Origin of the sequence: Pseudoalteromonas sp. MM17-2 (genome assembly GCF_022347945.1) — a bacterium.
GTDB classification, from domain to species: Bacteria; Pseudomonadota; Gammaproteobacteria; order Enterobacterales; family Alteromonadaceae; genus Pseudoalteromonas; species Pseudoalteromonas ruthenica.
Window position 1 is genome coordinate 112,604 of the sequence record NZ_JAKRFV010000013.1, and the last position, 15,851, is coordinate 128,454.

Here is a 15,851-nt window from a genome sequence, read left to right on the forward strand (position 1 = left end):
GTTGATTATGAACCGATTAGGCCTGCGGGACTCGGTATTGATCCTGACCTTGGTGCCTACTGTGGTGATTGGTCTGTTACTTGGCGGTTATTTTACTATAAATCGCTACCTTGAGCTGGATGAATTTCTTATCGAGCAAGGTAATACGATCATCGAGCCCTTAAGTATAGCGCTGGAAAACCCATTGGCGAACAACGACCAAGGCGCACTTGAGCGCATCGCCAGGCATATTCATAACAAACACTCACCTCTTATTAAGTCCGTTGCTATTTTCGATAGCAATGATGAACTGGTGTTGGCCAGCAACTTACACCGTGAGTTTGCGCGTTTAACCCAAGTACCGACACTTGATAATAAAACCAGTAGCAAAACGACCCGGGAAGGTGATTTTCTGGTTATCTACCATGGCATACTTGACCCCAATGCGCCGAGTCACCAGCCTTTTAAAACTAATGGCATTGTCATGGTGCAATTCAATCGCCAAGTTGCGGTAGTCGAGCAGCAAAAGGCGGTGCTGATCAGTGCTGCGGTCATTCTGCTAGCCATTGGCTTTGCCGTGGTGATATCGATTCGTTTGAGCCGTATGATCACTCAGCCACTGTCGCGTTTAGTTCAAGCAACCCAAGAAGTCGCTCATGGGAAAGAGGCCGACAATATTCAAAAGCCAATGCAGGGCGAGCTCGAACAGCTACGCCAAGGGTTGCTGCATATTAACCAGCATATGGCCGAAGAAAAGGATGAGATGCAGCGTCATATTGACCAAGCCACTGCTGATTATCAAGAAACCCTCGAGCAGTATGAGATGCAAAACATCCAGCTCAATATCGCCAAACGTGATGCATTGGCTGCCAACCAAGTTAAATCAGACTTCTTAGCGAAAATGAGTCATGAACTGCGCACCCCACTGAACGGAGTCATTGGGTTTGCCCGCCAGCTATATAAAACACCACTGAATAAAAACCAAAAAGATTACCTCGATACCATTGAGCTCTCAGCGAATAGCCTGTTGACAATCATCAGTGATATTCTCGATTTTTCTAAACTCGAAGCTGGCGCCATGGAACTGGAAAGCATTCAATTCCAAATCCGTGATGCCGTTAATGAAGTGCTCACCTTATTAGCCCCCGGCGCTCATGAAAAGAACCTGGAGTTGTCTATTCACGTCAATCCAAACGTGCCCGATCACCTTGTTGGCGACCCCACACGCTTTCGGCAAATACTGACTAACTTAGTCAGTAATGCCATTAAATTTACCGAACACGGCGAAGTCAATATTGATATTAGTAGCCGGTTGTTGAACGACGAACGTGTCTCATTGTTAATATCCGTTAAGGATACGGGCGTGGGCATCGCCATGGACAAGCAAGACACTTTGTTTACGCCCTTTGGCCAGGCCGACTCTTCCATTACCCGAAAATTTGGCGGCACAGGTCTCGGCCTTATCATTACCAAACACTTAGTCGAGGCTATGGGCGGTCGCATCACCCTAAACTCGGCTCCCGGCAAGGGCACCTGTTTTACCTTCAACGCCGTGTTCAAAGTACCTGAACACCACTTTGAACTTGACCTGCCTTGTGCTTCGTTGGTCAATAAGCGGGTGCTGTATTTCGAGCAGAACGAACACAGTTATATGGCAACCAGCAGTATTTTGGCGGCTTGGGGCGTGCATTTAACCGGGTGCCGCACCATAGAAGAGCTCGAGCAGGCTGCCAGTAACGCATTCAACTACGATATCTGCGTGCTTGGCGACCCCGGCGGCGCAGAGTCCATGGCCAGAATGAAGCAGCTCATTGCCATTGCTCGTCAATGCAGTGACTACCTCTACTTATTACTCAACACAGTGTCACATAATATGCGTGAGGCACTCGTTGGCAGTGGTGCCGATGGGTGTCTTAGTAAGCCAATCAACCATCGCAAATTTTGCGAAATGTTGGCCGCGCCATTTCGCTTGGATCACCCAACTATTCATACTCACGACCATCATACGACCCGTTTGCCACTCAAAGCCTTGGTGGTCGATGACAATGATGCCAACCTAAAACTGATCTGTGCCTTACTCGAAGAGCAAGTGGAAAGTCTAGATACCGCATATAACGGCGCGCAAGCGGTCGAAGTATGTAAAAGCCATCGTTACGACTTAATTTTTATGGACATTCAAATGCCGATTATGGATGGCATTACCGCGTGTAAACTAATCTTAGAGTCATCTCTGAATGAAGACACCCCGATTATTGCGGTCACTGCTCATGCCTTAGATGGTGAAAAGGAGCAGTTAAAACATGTCGGCTTTGCCAGTTACCTTACTAAACCGTTAGATGAGGATATGCTCAGCGATGCTCTATTGCATTATGCCCCCAATGACAAGCTTGCTCGAGAGCGCGTCAGTGCTAAGCCGCCACTAAGCGAGCCTCCCTTTATCAGCAATAGTTTAAATTGGGAGCTGGCATTGCAACGAGCCGGTGGCAAGGAAGATTTGGCCCAAGAGATGCTGAATATGTTGCTATTAAGTATTCCTGAAACACTGAACCTTATCGAAGAGGCGATGGCAAAAGGTGACCATGAACGTTTGCTGTCGATAATCCATAAGTTTCATGGTGCTTGTTGCTATACCGGTGTGCCTAAGCTGAAAAAACTCGCCGAGCTGATTGAAACCGCAATGAAAGAAAAAGCCAGCATTAATGATATTGAGCCCGAGCTGTTAGAGCTACAAGACGAGTTAAGCAATTTGATGGCTGACGCCGGTTTAGAGAAAAGCAGCTCATCTTGACTGTACTGATACGTGAAGGCAGTGCATTAAGCATTGCCTTGCACTTGTCGCCAGTGCTTTATCCTTGGTACTAATGCCTGCCAATGACGGTGCAAATAGCGACGATAACAAAGCGAGTACAGATACAGTAACGCCCGCCTTAGCGGTATGCGTGCGCTAAGTACATGCGCTTTGACTGCGCTGATAAGCCACTGCTCATCAAAACCACTCCAGTGCCCAGCAGGTGATAATAAGTTTCGCCACAGCACTGGAGCAACTTCATAATGTAAAATAAAGGCAAGTTCATTGAGGCTGTAAGGTGAGTGCGCACAGCACCGGGCGATAGCATCATAGTGTTCACTCACTGCAGTATCTAAAAACAATTCCGACAGCGCCAGCCAAACAGGTGCCCTGTTATCGAGATCGGTTGAGACGCTGCGCATGTTATGTTTACTTCAGCAACTGCAAAGCACTCATACCACCGAACTGGGCAGCACCAGTGCTTTAGGGTCTAATTACGCCCGCGCTTCTAACATCAAGCGCTTCATGTCACGAACCGCTTTTTCCATGCCATCAATGGCCGCACGAGCAATAACGGCGTGACCAATATTAAGCTCATAGATTTCTTCCATCGCAGCAATTGGCTTCACATTATGATAGTGCAAGCCATGTCCCGCATTGACGATGAGTCCTTGATTATGAGCATAACGCACACCCTCACGAATAATTTCTAGTTCCTTCGCTTGTTGCTGGTCATTCTCGGCATCAGCATAGGCTCCGGTGTGAATTTCAATATAGGGTGCCGCCGCTTTCACACTGGCGTCAATTTGCGCTTTATCGGCATCAATAAATAGACTGACTTTGATACCCGCAGCCGTAAGTCGTTTAACCGCGTCGGCAACTTTATCGAATTGACCGACCACATCAAGCCCCCCTTCGGTGGTGAGCTCCTCACGCTTTTCTGGTACTAGGCATACAAACGCGGGTTGTACCTCAAGGGCAATGGCCAGCATCTGTTCAGTCACCGCCATTTCTAAGTTCATGCGGGTTTGAATGGTGTCTTTCATCACATACACATCGCGGTCTTGGATATGACGACGGTCTTCGCGCAGGTGGATAGTAATACCATCAGCGCCCGCATGCTCAGCGATTGCTGCGCCATGGGCAGGATCAGGGTAACGAGTGCCACGCGCCTGGCGCAAGGTGGCGATATGATCAACGTTAATGCCTAATAGAATTTCTTTCATTGCTGCCTTACCTTGATTTAAATAATTCTCTGCTTTTCAATGGCTTATTGCCTAGCAAGGGTTTAAGTAGAAAGCGACAAAAATGCTTCGCCGCCTGTTGAATTTCAGGATCGGTAAACTCACGCGCAGCCATTGCAAGCACTTGCTTACCGCTAAAACCATAGCCATATTTAGGCTGTTGTTGCATCACCCACCCTTGCTCTGGATAGTAGTCATAATGACAATCAGCGCTGATTTCTTTACCGATATTATCGTATTCAAAATCAACACCATAACCCAAACTTTCCAATAAGGTGAGCTCGTAATGGCGTAAGCTCGCTGCCATGTGGTTAGTGGCCGCCAAGGCCTTGAGCTGCGCTTGATAAAGGTCGTACACCTGCTCCAGCGGCTCGTTCAAAGGTACGATACGCACGGCCAACTCGTTCATGTAAAAACCACAATATAGTTTGTCACCAATTAAAGCGGGCTGTGAGCCTGATAGTTCGAAATGCTGCAAATACTTAAGATCGCCGCCGCCTTGATAGCGTATGAGCAAAGGTTGGAAAGGCTGTAACTGAGCCTTATGTTTTACGGCGTGTTTACCACTGATGCGCACGATCATGCGCATCATACCACGGTGTTGTACTAAAAAATCAGCGAGCCACTGCGAGTCACTAATGGCTCGACGATGAAGTAAAAAGGCACGGTCAAAACCGGCTTCCATCGGCGTTTAATCTTCGCCATAACCTAAGCTGCGCAGTGCTCTCTCGTCATCTGCCCAACCTGATTTGACCTTCACCCAAAGCTCTAAAAACACTTTATTATCGAGCATATGCTCAAGGTCTTTACGTGCTTCTCGGCCGATAGTTTTTAACTTTTCACCTTTGTTACCGATCACCATACGTTTTTGCGTTTCGCGCTCAACAAGGATCAGTGCATTAATATGCCATACACCATTGTCTTGCCACTTAAACTGTTCAATCTCTACAGTAACCGAGTAAGGCAGCTCATCACCCATAAAGCGCATCAGCTTTTCACGCACTACTTCAGCAGCTAAAAACCGCATTGAGCGATCGGTAATATAATCTTCTGGAAAGTAGAACTCACTTTCTGGCAAACGAGCACATACCTCTGTTTTGATCAAATCAAGGTTGCGGTTGTGTTTTGCCGATACTGGAATAATGCCAGCAAAATCGCCTTTCTCACTGAGCCACTTAATGTGCGGCAAAATCAGGTTGTTGTCTTTAACTTGGTCGGTCTTATTGATCACGACCAACACCGGGGTTTTGCCGCCACTGACTTTGCTGAGTACCATTTCATCATCATCAGTCCAATGCGTCCCCTCAACAACAAAAATAACCAATTCAACATCACCAATTGAGCTTGATGCTGCGCGGTTCATTAGCCGGTTGATGGCACGTTTTTCCTCTACGTGTAAGCCAGGTGTGTCAACGTAAACAGTTTGGTAATTATCTTCGGTGTGGATACCCATAATGCGATGGCGCGTGGTCTGTGGCTTACGCGAGGTAATACTGACCTTTTGCTCAACAATTTTATTAAGCAAGGTCGATTTTCCTACATTGGGGCGGCCAACGATGGCGACCATACCGCAATGGGTATTTGTTTGCATATCAGCTGTCATTCTTTAACATCTTTAAGGCTTTTTCCGCCGCTTTTTGCTCTGCTTTACGGCGTGAACTGCCTACAGAAATAATGCTGTCCATGCCTTCAACAATACATTCAACCGTGAATGTTTGATTGTGCGCTTGACCTTTTGTATCAATCACAGTGTAGCCCGGCAAGGGAAGTTTGCGCGCCTGTAAAAACTCTTGCAGTAGAGTTTTTGGATCTTTTTGATTCATTCCTGGGGAAATTGACTCAAGGCGAGTGGCATACCAGCTTAGTACTAGGTCACGGCAGGTATCGATATCGGAGTCTAAGAACACCGCACCGATGATCGCTTCTACCGCATCAGCTAATGTAGACTCACGGCGATAACCGCCGCTTTTTAGCTCACCGGGTCCCAAGCGCAGGTAATCACCTAATTCAAATTCAACGCCAAATTCGGCAAGTGTTTGCCCACGAACCAAGGTCGAGCGCATACGGCTCAAATCGCCCTCTCGCGCTTTGGGAAACTTGTGGTACAACGCATCGGCAATAACAAAGCTAAGGATAGAGTCACCTAAGAACTCTAGGCGCTCGTTATGCTGGCCTTTATGGCTGCGGTGTGTAAGGGCTTGCTCTAGTAAGTTTTGCTCACTAAAGGTATAACCAATTTTTTTATAAAGTTCTGCTACGTTTTTCTTCATTGTTACTGAATATTACCTAGGCGTTCGAATCGTACGCCGGTTGGAACCCAACTTGGAAGCGCGCTATCTGGTTCATGTTCAAATTCAAAACTCATCCAAATAAACACGGCCTTACCGACAAGGTTAGCCTCAGGTACAAACCCCCAAGCGCGTCCATCTTGACTGTTATCGCGATTGTCACCCATCATAAAATAATGGCCTTCGGGAACAATCCATTCATCAATTTTTGATCCCTGCTGGCGATAATATTTGCTCTTAAATTCTGGCAAAGTTGGGTTAATCAGAATGTCATGCTCAACTTCGCCCAAACTCTCTTGCAGCCGCACCAGCGATTGTCCTCTGAGCGAGAACTCATCCTTATTGATGATCTCTAGCGCAATTTTATTATATTCGCCACATTGCAATGCACCTTGAGTACGCTCACCCTCAGCGCAGTTTGGTTTGATATACAGCTGCTTATTGCGATACACAATGGCATCGCCAGGCAGCCCAATGACACGTTTAATAAAGTCTAATTTAGGATCTGGTGGAAACTTAAATACCGCAATATCGCCGCGCTCCGGCTTGCCGGTCTCAATAAGTTCACTGCGCCAGACCGGGTCTTTAACGCCGTAGGAGTATTTCTGTACGAGGATAAAGTCCCCCACCAAAAGAGTCGGCATCATTGACCCCGATGGAATTTGGAAGGGTTCAAAAATGAAAGAGCGAAACACCGTAATGATAGCGATCATCGGGAAAATCGACTTAGCATGCTCGGTAAGCACAGGCTCAGGTGCGATTTCTTGCTTCAACTCTTCATCAAGTTCTTTACCCGCCGCCCCTTCAGCTAGGGCTATACGCTCTTTACGTTTAGGTGCATATACAAGATGGTCAACCAACCAAATTAACCCAGAGCCAAGGGTTAATAACACCAAAAATATGGAGAAATATCCGGCCATCAGAGGCATTTCCTTTTGTTATTATTTGCCAACTTTTAAAATTGCTAAGAAGGCATCTTGTGGCACTTCCACATTACCAAGCTGCTTCATACGCTTTTTACCTTCTTTTTGCTTCTGCAAGAGCTTTTTCTTACGGCTCACGTCGCCACCATAACATTTAGCGATTACGTTTTTACGCAACTGCTTAACTGTTGAGCGAGCAATAACGTGATTGCCAATAGCCGCTTGAATTGCGATATCAAACATCTGCCTTGGGATAAGTTCGCGCAGTGCTTCTGCAAGCTCACGACCTCGCCCTTGAGCATTATCGCGGTGACAAATCATCGCAAGGGCATCAACACGGTCGCCGTTAATAAGAATATCGACCCGCACCATGTCTGAGGTACGGAATTCTTTAAAGTTATAATCCAGAGAGGCAAAACCACGGCTGGTCGACTTAAGCTTATCGAAGAAATCCATCACCACTTCGGCCATCGGCAGCTCGTAAGTAATAGCCACTTGGTTACCATGATAATTCATACGCGTTTGCACGCCGCGCTTATCAACACACAAAGTAATAACGCTGCCTAAGTATTCTTGTGGCACAAGAATATTGGCCTCAACAATAGGCTCACGAATTTCAAGAATATCGTTTACAGCAGGCAACTGCGATGGGTTATCAATCTGAATCGTGCCGTCTTTGGTCTCAACCTCATAGATTACCGTAGGCGCGGTTGTAATGAGGTCAATATCATATTCACGCTCTAAGCGTTCTTGGATGATTTCCATGTGCAACATGCCCAGGAAGCCACAACGGAAACCAAAACCTAATGCGGTTGAGTTCTCCGGTTCGAAGAACAGCGATGCATCATTGAGGCTGAGCTTATCAAGAGCATCACGAAATGCCTCGTATTGATCCGAAGAGATCGGGAACATGCCTGCATATACCTGTGGCTTAACGCGCTGGAAGCCAGGTAAACGCTCTTGTGCTGAGTTTTTCGCCAAAGTAATCGTATCACCGACTGGCGCACCATGGATTTCTTTAATACCGGCGATGACAAAGCCTACTTCGCCCGTTTTCAGTGTGCCAGTATTAGTTTGTTTAGGGGTAAAGATACCCACCTTGTCAGCAATATGAACTTGCTCGTTCGACATGATTTTAATCTTGTCGCCCGTTTTCAGCTCGCCTTGAACAATACGCACCAAAGACACAACGCCTTGATAAGGGTCAAACCACGAGTCGACAATAAGTGCTTTAAGAGGCCCGTCGGTGTCGCCCTGCGGTGGCGGGATATCGCGAACGATGCGTTCTAGCACATCGTCAATGCCAATTCCTGTTTTTGCACTGCACTGCACTGCATCAGTGGCATCAATCCCGACAATGTCCTCTATTTCTTCGGCAACACGCAGTGGATCTGCTTGTGGTAGGTCTATTTTATTAAGAATAGGCACCACTTCTAAGTCCATTTCAATGGCAGTGTAACAGTTGGCTAAGGTTTGTGCTTCAACACCCTGGCCAGCATCAACAACAAGCAACGCGCCTTCACAGGCCGCAAGAGAACGCGATACTTCATAGGAGAAGTCAACGTGCCCTGGGGTGTCGATAAAATTAAGCTGATAAGTTTCACCGTCTTTGGCGGTGTAATTCAAGGTTACACTTTGCGCTTTGATGGTAATACCACGCTCACGCTCGAGGTCCATTGAATCCAGAACTTGCTGCTGCATTTCGCGGTCGGTTAACCCGCCACATACTTGGATCAAACGATCGGAAAGGGTCGATTTACCATGGTCGATATGGGCGATAATCGAAAAGTTACGGATATGCTTCATAAATTGGATTCTGACTTCTTAAACTTGAGCTCGTGTAAATAAAGGCCCAATTTTACCTTTAATTGACGCTAATCACCAACTCTTTGCGAAATAGGTAGGCTCAAAGGGTAAATTTTTAATACTTTTACATCATGAACAACCTGCGCAAGACGTTGTTTTGCCATGACAAAGCCAACGAAACCGGCCACCACAGCAGTGCCAATTTGCGCCAGTTCGCCTAAGCCTAAAACACTTTGCACAAGCACGGCGCTCACCAATGCCGCCAACAATGGCCAGATATAAACAACAAACGAACTGCTGACAATGTGGGAGTCATCTAAGGCCAACTTCACTTTTTGCCCTACAACGACAGGTTCAGAAAATTGATACGGGAAGGTTTTTTTGTCGGTTTTGAATAACTTGGCAAAGATTTGCGCGCCACATTTACCGTTGCACCCTGCACAAGCTGGCTTTTGTTCGCTTTTTAAAAAGGCGATATCTCCTTTCACTGATACCACCGTTAGGGTTTGCTCTATCATAATCTACAGAGGGCGCTGGACAGATTCGGCAATATTTTTCGCGGTTGCCGTCGGAATATTTCCTATCACCGAAACATCGTAAGCTCCGGCATTATGAATATACACGGTAGTTGCTCCCGAGGTCAGTGCACCACTAGGACGCTGACTAGCTAGAGGCCGCTGCACAAACACCGAGACATCAACTAAGCCGTCAGAGTAAAGGTAGTAGTCGGCCAGCTCATTATTCATGTTCAGTTTATGGCGGTCGGCTTTCAGCAGTTCAAATCCTTGCGGCAGCCATCCGATACTCCAGCTACTTTCACCGCTTTGCCCATCTAGTTTCGGCAGCGGCGTGGGAAATTCACGTTGACTGATTTCCACCAGCTCCGGAGCGGGTTGCTCGGTCACACTGATATGGCTTAACTGTAACTGCTCTAGCAACTCACCACTGTGATTCACATAAGCGGATTTGAGCAATAACGAGGTCTCAGTATCCAACCATAACCAGTAATTGTACTTATCTTGGTCTTTCGCCTCGATGCGAATTTGCTGTGCCGGTCGCCCAGCGATACGTCCTTTATTTCCAAGCACAAAGCGGTAGTTGCTTTGCAACTTATCAATATCGCTAAATAAGACTTCGGGAATAGGCCCAGCGATGGTATTAGTAGCGATTGAATATGGCTGATTTTGCGGCTCGTAATAGGTGACCTGATCATCAACTCGCACCATTTCCAAGCCGGCACCATTTAACAGCGTAAGAAGCTCTAACTCCTGCTCTTGATAAATACCATGGCTCCAACGATAAGGCTCCATGGCACGGTCTTTGACGACCACGAAAGAAGCAACAAAGTTGCGCTGCTTAACGGCCGTAGCCATGTTATCCAACCACTGTTTAGCGGTCATCTCGGACATGGCCAACGCAGGAGTCAGCCACAGACTAAAAAGCGCAACATACAGGTACTTCATTACTTGTTACTGATCCTTTTTACTTTGTGACTCGTCGTTAGCAGCGATGCGCGCCGCTTCACGGGTTTGTCGCTGGTGCTCCATAACAAGCGCACCAATACGCTGCTTCTGCAAATCTCTTAAACCACGCTCGGCGTTATCAAGCGCCGGCTCCGAAGAATAACTTACCGGCGATGCGGAGCCTAAAAAGGGCTGCGATTGCAATGGTGGCAAGTCGCTTTGCTCTGAACCAGAAGTGCCATATTGTTGCACACCCACTACAGCAACCACTGCAACACTTGCGGCAATCGCTGTTTGGGCGATACCACGCCACCATCCACCAGAAATAACCTGAGCGCTTTGCTGTGATGCGGCTGGCTGTTGTTGTGCTTGTTGTTGGCCGAATTCAGCATGGACAGGTTCGTTTTCTAATTGCTTAGCAACCGAAGCGGCAATATCTAATTGAATTGAAGGCGCGGTCTCTGAGCGCATCGCGTCGCCAATCAGGCTGTAGCGGGCTAAGGTTTGCGAATCAATATCGTCAGTTTGGACATTGTCCAAAGACACTTCGTTGTCAACCAAAGCAGAGACAAACGCCTTATCCTGCTCACTACACTTTGCTTTAGTCATATTAAGACTCACCTATTAACGGAGTTAACTTATTATCTATCGCTTCTCGGGCTCGAAATATACGCGAACGTACCGTACCCACAGGGCAATCCATCACCGCAGCGATTTCCTCGTAGCTCATCCCCTCTAGCTCCCGCAGAGTGATGGCCGTTTTTAAATCTTCTGGTAGCTTATCTATGGTTGCAAAAATAACGTCTCTGACTTCGTCACTCAGAAGCAAATTCTCGGGCGTTGAATTTGAGCGCAATAAATCAGCGCCCTCGTAAAACTCTGCTTCATCTGCATCTACATCATTCGCAGGCGGCCGACGACCCTGCGCTACCAAGTAATTTTTCGCGCAGTTGACCGCAATACGGTATAACCAAGTGTAAAACGCACTGTCGCCCCGAAAGTTCGGCAGGGCCCGGTAGGCTTTAATAAACGCCTCCTGAGCTACATCTGCAACATCACCTTGGTTGGCAACGTAACGAGAAATCAATCCTGCAACCTTATTCTGATATTTGGTGACCAACAGGTTATAAGCATTTTTATCTCCTTGTTGAACCTTTCTTACCAGCGCTAAATCCAAATCCTGCTCGCTCATTCGAGCCGGTACTCCTCTGCGTTGTCGTGCTTTTCTTGCTGCATCTTTGCTACCAAATACACTGTGTCTGACCTGAGTAAAATGAAAAAGTTCGCGCTTGAGCAAATATTTTTGCATTGGCAAGCAACTAAAGTCGTGTGACACCCGTAAATATGATACATATAGAGCCACGTAGGTATAAAAACCTCAAGCCACATTATAACATGAACCCAAACAAACAACATCACAGCGACGTTACCGTCATAGGTAGCGGTGCCGCTGGTTTATCACTGGCCTTGTCACTTGCCAACCATTGCCAAGTTACGGTTATCAGTAAAGGTGCACTGCGAGAAGGGTCGACTTTATATGCCCAAGGCGGTATTGCTGCCGTTTTCGACAAGCAAAACGACAGCATTGAGTCGCACGTTGAAGACACCTTAGAAGCGGGTGCTGGGCTGTGCGATCGTGAGGCCGTGCATTACACAGCGTCGAATGCGAAGGCTTGTATGCGTTGGCTAATAGAGCAAGGCGTTCCTTTTGATATGGAAACCGATGACAAAGGTCATGAGCGTTACCATTTAACTCGGGAAGGTGGACACAGCCATCGCCGTATTCTGCACGCCGCCGATGCCACCGGTAAAGCAGTGCAAACAACGCTGATTGAGCGGGTGCAAGCACACCCTAATATTACCTTGCTAGAGAATTACAACGCCATCGACCTTATTACCGACGCCAAACTTGGGCGCGACGGCAAACATTGTCATGGCGTGTATGTTTATAACCGTGCCAAAGAGCAAGTAGAAATTCTCAGCGCTCGCTTTATTGCTTTGGCCACCGGCGGCGCCAGTAAGGTGTATTTGTATACCTCGAATCCTGATGTTGCCAGTGGCGATGGCATTGCCATGGCGTGGCGAGCAGGCTGCCGAGTGGCTAACATGGAGTTTAACCAGTTTCATCCCACAAGCTTGTATCATCCAAAATTACAGAACTTTTTAATTACCGAGGCAATGCGCGGTGAGGGAGCTTATTTATTGCGCCCAGATGGTACACGCTTTATGCCGGAGTTTGACGAACGCGCCGAGCTAGCCCCTCGCGATGTCGTAGCCAGAGCCATTGATTTTGAAATGAAGCGTTTAGGGGCTGATTGCGTCTATTTAGACATCTCCCATCGTGATAAAGAATTTATCATCGAGCACTTCCCCACCATTTACGCCAAGTGCCTAAGTGTGGGAATCGATATCACCAAAGAACCCATTCCGGTAGTCCCTGCAGCGCACTACACCTGTGGCGGCGTGATGACCGACTTTAACGGCAAAACCGACTTGGACAATCTCTATGCCATTGGCGAGGTCGCCTACACGGGTCTGCATGGAGCGAATCGCATGGCTAGCAACTCGTTGTTGGAGTGTATTGTCTTTGCCCAAGCTGCAGCCAAAGACATTGTCGCAAAATTGGGGTTACCCGCAGAGCCTAGCACCCTGCCCGATTGGGACGAAAGCCGGGTCACTAACTCCGATGAAGAGGTCGTCATTACCCATAACTGGCATGAGCTCAGGCTATTTATGTGGGATTACGTCGGCATTGTGCGCTCGACCAAACGCCTTGAGCGTGCACTACGTCGAGTAGAGTTATTGCAACAAGAGATCCATGAGTATTATGCGAATTTCCGAGTATGCAATAACTTATTGGAGCTACGTAACCTCGTCCAAGTTGCCGAGCTTATTATCCACAGTGCCTTAGCGCGCAAAGAAAGCCGAGGCCTACACTACACCTTGGACTACCCAGAGCGTTTACCGCATAGCCATATCACCGAGCTTAATCCTGCGACACTGGGTCGTTAAGGTTTTCGTTAACAGCCCGAGCTAAGTCACGAAACTGCTCGGGCGCCATCGCCTTATCCGCTATAAACACGTGCCGCTTGGCGCCGGTGTAGGTACTGTGCAAATGCAGCCATACCAGGCCATTGAAGACCTTAGTTCCCTTTAATAGCTTGCCACTGAGCTCAATGCCTTGGCCATGTAATTCTACTTGCTGATTGTCAATAGTAATAATGCCATAGCGCGGCCAGCAACGCTTATATACCCGCCAGCCATGCCAACTCGCGAGCATGAGCACAATTGCACATAGCAAAGCCCATAACCATTGCGGCTGACTAAACACGAGTATTATGTAGATAAGCCCGACTAGCCCCAATAATGGCCGGTGATTCGCCGTATTGGCAGAAAATACACCTCTATACACGTACGCGGTCTAGAATGATTTTAACCATACGCGCAAGGTCGGCGTCTTCGCATTGCTCATGACCCATAAACCAAGCAAATAAATCGGGATCATCAGCCGCCAACAAACGTTGAAACGTCGCCTTGTCATCATCATTAAGGGAGTCGTACGCCTCTTCAACAAAGGGCATAAACAACACATCAAGCTCAAGCATGCCTCTGCGACACGCCCAACGTAAGCGTGCTTTACTGTCTAACTTCGCCATGGTTTACCTCTTTATGATTTACTGCGCCGCAGTTTAGCAAAAACTGTTGCTACTCACAGCTATTTTGCGTCTATCGGGTGTCATCACTGCGACGCTTACGATACACTTGCGCTTGTCATTAGCTTGCGTACCTAAGGAGTCGTGTATGTCTGCATTTACTGTTTACGCAACAGATTATGTTGCGATCTACGTTAGTGGTGTTGATGCTAAATCTTACCTGCAAGGACAACTCACACAAGATATCAACCTTGTTGAGCCAAACACTTGGCTGTGGGCAGGGCAATGCAGTGCAAAAGGAAAGCTATGGGCCTGCTTTCGCATCGCAGCTTATCAGCAAGGCTATTTATTAATTTGTAGCGCCGATGAGGCCGAAGCAGCGCTGCGAGAGCTAAAGAAATATGCGGTATTTAGCCAAGTTGAAATCACCTCTATGACGCAACAGGTATCTGGCGTGTTAGGTGACAAACAAGCTCTAGGTTCGCACTTAGGAGTCAACCTTGATAATCCCGCGACCAACCTACCTGAAGGGTTGGTGCTCACTCTTGCCGATGACCGTTACCTTGTTGTAGCCGATGCCGACACCTTAACACCCGCGCACTCAAGCGAGGCTTTTTTGTGCGCGCAAATTAAGGCCGCAGAGCCCAGCTTATGTGCTGCCGCAATTGATGAATACGTCCCGCAAATGGTTAATTTACATGCGCTTGGCGGCATCAGCTTTAGTAAAGGCTGCTACACTGGTCAAGAGACTGTCGCGCGCATGAAGTACCTAGGTAAAAACAAACGCGCGATGTTCGTACTCTCTGCGCAAGCAGACAGCAAACTAGCGCCACCGCTCACAGAGGGTCAAGTACAGCCAGTGGATTTAGAACGTCAGGTCGGTGACAATTGGCGTCGCGGTGGCACCTTGATAGCACAAGCGGTTGATCAAGGCAGACTTTATGGCTTGGCCGTGTTGCCAAACGATCTTGAACTCGACAGTCAACTTCGTGCAAAACACGCACCTGAGGTGATGTTCAGTATTGAGCCACTCCCTTACTCACTCACTGAAGAATAATTGGGAAACGTTATGAATATAGCCGAGAAGAAAGTCGTAACTATGCACTACAGCGTAGTCGACAAAGCCGATAACACCATCGACAATACCTTTGATGGTGAGCCATTAGTCTTTATCGTTGGCACTGGCTTTTTGATCCCAGGCTTAGAGAATGCGCTAATTGGTAAACAAGCAGGTGATACCCTGAGTGTCGAAATCGCGCCGGAAGATGGCTATGGTGAGCGTCATGAGCAATTGATGCAGGCTGTACCTAAATCAATGTTCGATGGTATGGATATTGAAGTGGGCATGCAGTTCCGCGCCACCACTGATGACGGTGAGCAAACAGTTATTATCGTCGATATTCAAGGTGAAGATGTGATCGTTGACGGTAACCACCCACTTGCAGGTGTCCACCTAAAATTTGACGTGGAAATTGTAGATGTACGCGATGCCACCGCTGATGAATTAGCCCATGGCCATGTTCACGGCGAAGGGGGATGTGATCACGACCACGAATAGTTGTCTGTGACTCTTTAAAAAAAGGCGCTTAAGCGCCTTTTTTTAGCTTTGTGACCCGTCCTAAATAGCGTTGACACTTTTCAAACTTAATTTGGAGAGTGTAATGAAATCAAATAGCAAACGAACTCAACGAGATTATTCCCTCGCTT

The 15,851-nt window shown here is 47.5% G+C and carries 17 protein-coding genes; 4 read left to right on the top strand and 13 right to left on the bottom strand.

Annotation, left to right across the window (positions count from 1 at the left end):
- Positions 1-7: 7 nt before the first annotated feature.
- Positions 8-2,767: a two-component sensor histidine kinase BarA gene (barA, locus tag MHM93_RS12060; RefSeq protein WP_239449282.1), complete on the top strand. Its 2,760-nt coding sequence runs from the start codon at positions 8-10 to the stop codon at positions 2,765-2,767.
- A gap of 26 nt (positions 2,768-2,793) precedes the next feature.
- Here the strand turns inward: barA and MHM93_RS12065 are convergent, their stop codons facing one another.
- From MHM93_RS12065 to rpoE, 11 genes are all read right to left on the bottom strand, one after another.
- A complete protein-coding gene (locus MHM93_RS12065; protein ID WP_239449283.1) occupies positions 2,794-3,189 on the bottom strand; it encodes a hypothetical protein in 396 nt (131 codons plus the stop codon).
- Between the two features lie 72 nt (positions 3,190-3,261).
- The gene (pdxJ, locus tag MHM93_RS12070) at positions 3,262-3,993 is read right to left on the bottom strand and encodes a pyridoxine 5'-phosphate synthase (RefSeq protein WP_022944096.1); all 732 of its coding nucleotides are present in this window, start codon (positions 3,991-3,993) and stop codon (positions 3,262-3,264) included.
- 7 nt (positions 3,994-4,000) lie between these two features.
- Positions 4,001-4,696, bottom strand: a complete 696-nt coding sequence (gene recO / locus MHM93_RS12075) for a DNA repair protein RecO (RefSeq protein WP_138507760.1) — start codon at positions 4,694-4,696, stop codon at positions 4,001-4,003.
- 6 nt (positions 4,697-4,702) lie between these two features.
- The gene (era, locus tag MHM93_RS12080) at positions 4,703-5,602 is read right to left on the bottom strand and encodes a GTPase Era (protein WP_239449284.1); all 900 of its coding nucleotides are present in this window, start codon (positions 5,600-5,602) and stop codon (positions 4,703-4,705) included.
- A 1-nt stretch (position 5,603) separates the two neighbouring features.
- Positions 5,604-6,281, bottom strand: a complete 678-nt coding sequence (gene rnc, locus MHM93_RS12085) for a ribonuclease III (protein WP_022944099.1) — start codon at positions 6,279-6,281, stop codon at positions 5,604-5,606.
- A gap of 2 nt (positions 6,282-6,283) precedes the next feature.
- A complete protein-coding gene (lepB, locus tag MHM93_RS12090; RefSeq protein ID WP_022944100.1) occupies positions 6,284-7,219 on the bottom strand; it encodes a signal peptidase I in 936 nt (311 codons plus the stop codon).
- A 21-nt stretch (positions 7,220-7,240) separates the two neighbouring features.
- Positions 7,241-9,028, bottom strand: coding sequence for a translation elongation factor 4 (lepA, locus tag MHM93_RS12095; RefSeq protein WP_022944101.1), 1,788 nt, complete (start codon positions 9,026-9,028; stop codon positions 7,241-7,243).
- Between the two features lie 68 nt (positions 9,029-9,096).
- Positions 9,097-9,546, bottom strand: a complete 450-nt coding sequence (locus MHM93_RS12100; RefSeq protein WP_138507761.1) for a SoxR reducing system RseC family protein — start codon at positions 9,544-9,546, stop codon at positions 9,097-9,099.
- A gap of 3 nt (positions 9,547-9,549) precedes the next feature.
- Entirely contained in the window at positions 9,550-10,437 is an 888-nt protein-coding gene (locus tag MHM93_RS12105) for a MucB/RseB C-terminal domain-containing protein (protein ID WP_231658110.1), read from the bottom strand.
- A gap of 60 nt (positions 10,438-10,497) precedes the next feature.
- Positions 10,498-11,100: an RseA family anti-sigma factor gene (locus tag MHM93_RS12110; RefSeq protein ID WP_239449285.1), complete on the bottom strand. Its 603-nt coding sequence runs from the start codon at positions 11,098-11,100 to the stop codon at positions 10,498-10,500.
- A gap of 1 nt (position 11,101) precedes the next feature.
- Complete coding sequence (rpoE, locus tag MHM93_RS12115) at positions 11,102-11,683, bottom strand: RNA polymerase sigma factor RpoE (protein ID WP_022944105.1); 582 nt, start codon at positions 11,681-11,683, stop codon at positions 11,102-11,104.
- 203 nt (positions 11,684-11,886) lie between these two features.
- Here rpoE and nadB point away from each other — a divergent pair, with 203 nt between their 5' ends.
- Positions 11,887-13,503, top strand: coding sequence for an L-aspartate oxidase (gene nadB / locus MHM93_RS12120; protein WP_022944106.1), 1,617 nt, complete (start codon positions 11,887-11,889; stop codon positions 13,501-13,503).
- Here the strand turns inward: nadB and MHM93_RS12125 are convergent.
- Together MHM93_RS12125 and MHM93_RS12130 are read right to left on the bottom strand one after the other, a co-directional pair.
- Positions 13,478-13,903, bottom strand: coding sequence for a protein YgfX (locus MHM93_RS12125; protein ID WP_239449286.1), 426 nt, complete (start codon positions 13,901-13,903; stop codon positions 13,478-13,480). The genes nadB and MHM93_RS12125 overlap by 26 nt on opposite strands.
- A complete protein-coding gene (locus MHM93_RS12130; RefSeq protein ID WP_239449287.1) occupies positions 13,896-14,147 on the bottom strand; it encodes a succinate dehydrogenase assembly factor 2 in 252 nt (83 codons plus the stop codon). Before MHM93_RS12130 ends, MHM93_RS12125 begins: the two co-directional genes overlap by 8 nt.
- Before the next feature lie 145 nt (positions 14,148-14,292).
- Between MHM93_RS12130 and MHM93_RS12135 the strand changes: the two genes are divergently transcribed.
- Positions 14,293-15,201, top strand: coding sequence for a transcriptional regulator (locus MHM93_RS12135; protein WP_239449288.1), 909 nt, complete (start codon positions 14,293-14,295; stop codon positions 15,199-15,201).
- 12 nt (positions 15,202-15,213) lie between these two features.
- Positions 15,214-15,702 carry a peptidylprolyl isomerase gene (locus MHM93_RS12140; RefSeq protein WP_022944110.1) on the top strand — a complete coding sequence of 163 codons (489 nt, stop codon included), beginning with the start codon at positions 15,214-15,216 and terminating at the stop codon, positions 15,700-15,702.
- The last annotated feature ends 149 nt before the right edge of the window (positions 15,703-15,851 follow it).

Coding starts and splice junctions, on each gene's coding strand:
- rnc (WP_022944099.1), bottom strand. CDS start 6,281: ATGAAGAAAAACGTAGCAGAACTTTATAAAAAAATTGGTTATACCTTT.
- lepB (WP_022944100.1), bottom strand. CDS start 7,219: ATGGCCGGATATTTCTCCATATTTTTGGTGTTATTAACCCTTGGCTCT.
- MHM93_RS12100 (WP_138507761.1), bottom strand. CDS start 9,546: ATGATAGAGCAAACCCTAACGGTGGTATCAGTGAAAGGAGATATCGCC.
- MHM93_RS12110 (WP_239449285.1), bottom strand. CDS start 11,100: ATGACTAAAGCAAAGTGTAGTGAGCAGGATAAGGCGTTTGTCTCTGCT.
- rpoE (WP_022944105.1), bottom strand. CDS start 11,683: ATGAGCGAGCAGGATTTGGATTTAGCGCTGGTAAGAAAGGTTCAACAA.
- MHM93_RS12135 (WP_239449288.1), top strand. CDS start 14,293: ATGTCTGCATTTACTGTTTACGCAACAGATTATGTTGCGATCTACGTT.
- barA (WP_239449282.1), top strand. CDS start 8: ATGAACCGATTAGGCCTGCGGGACTCGGTATTGATCCTGACCTTGGTG.
- MHM93_RS12130 (WP_239449287.1), bottom strand. CDS start 14,147: ATGGCGAAGTTAGACAGTAAAGCACGCTTACGTTGGGCGTGTCGCAGA.
- MHM93_RS12065 (WP_239449283.1), bottom strand. CDS start 3,189: ATGCGCAGCGTCTCAACCGATCTCGATAACAGGGCACCTGTTTGGCTG.
- nadB (WP_022944106.1), top strand. CDS start 11,887: ATGAACCCAAACAAACAACATCACAGCGACGTTACCGTCATAGGTAGC.
- MHM93_RS12105 (WP_231658110.1), bottom strand. CDS start 10,437: ATGTCCGAGATGACCGCTAAACAGTGGTTGGATAACATGGCTACGGCC.
- era (WP_239449284.1), bottom strand. CDS start 5,602: ATGCAAACAAATACCCATTGCGGTATGGTCGCCATCGTTGGCCGCCCC.
- MHM93_RS12140 (WP_022944110.1), top strand. CDS start 15,214: ATGAATATAGCCGAGAAGAAAGTCGTAACTATGCACTACAGCGTAGTC.
- lepA (WP_022944101.1), bottom strand. CDS start 9,028: ATGAAGCATATCCGTAACTTTTCGATTATCGCCCATATCGACCATGGT.
- pdxJ (WP_022944096.1), bottom strand. CDS start 3,993: ATGAAAGAAATTCTATTAGGCATTAACGTTGATCATATCGCCACCTTG.
- recO (WP_138507760.1), bottom strand. CDS start 4,696: ATGGAAGCCGGTTTTGACCGTGCCTTTTTACTTCATCGTCGAGCCATT.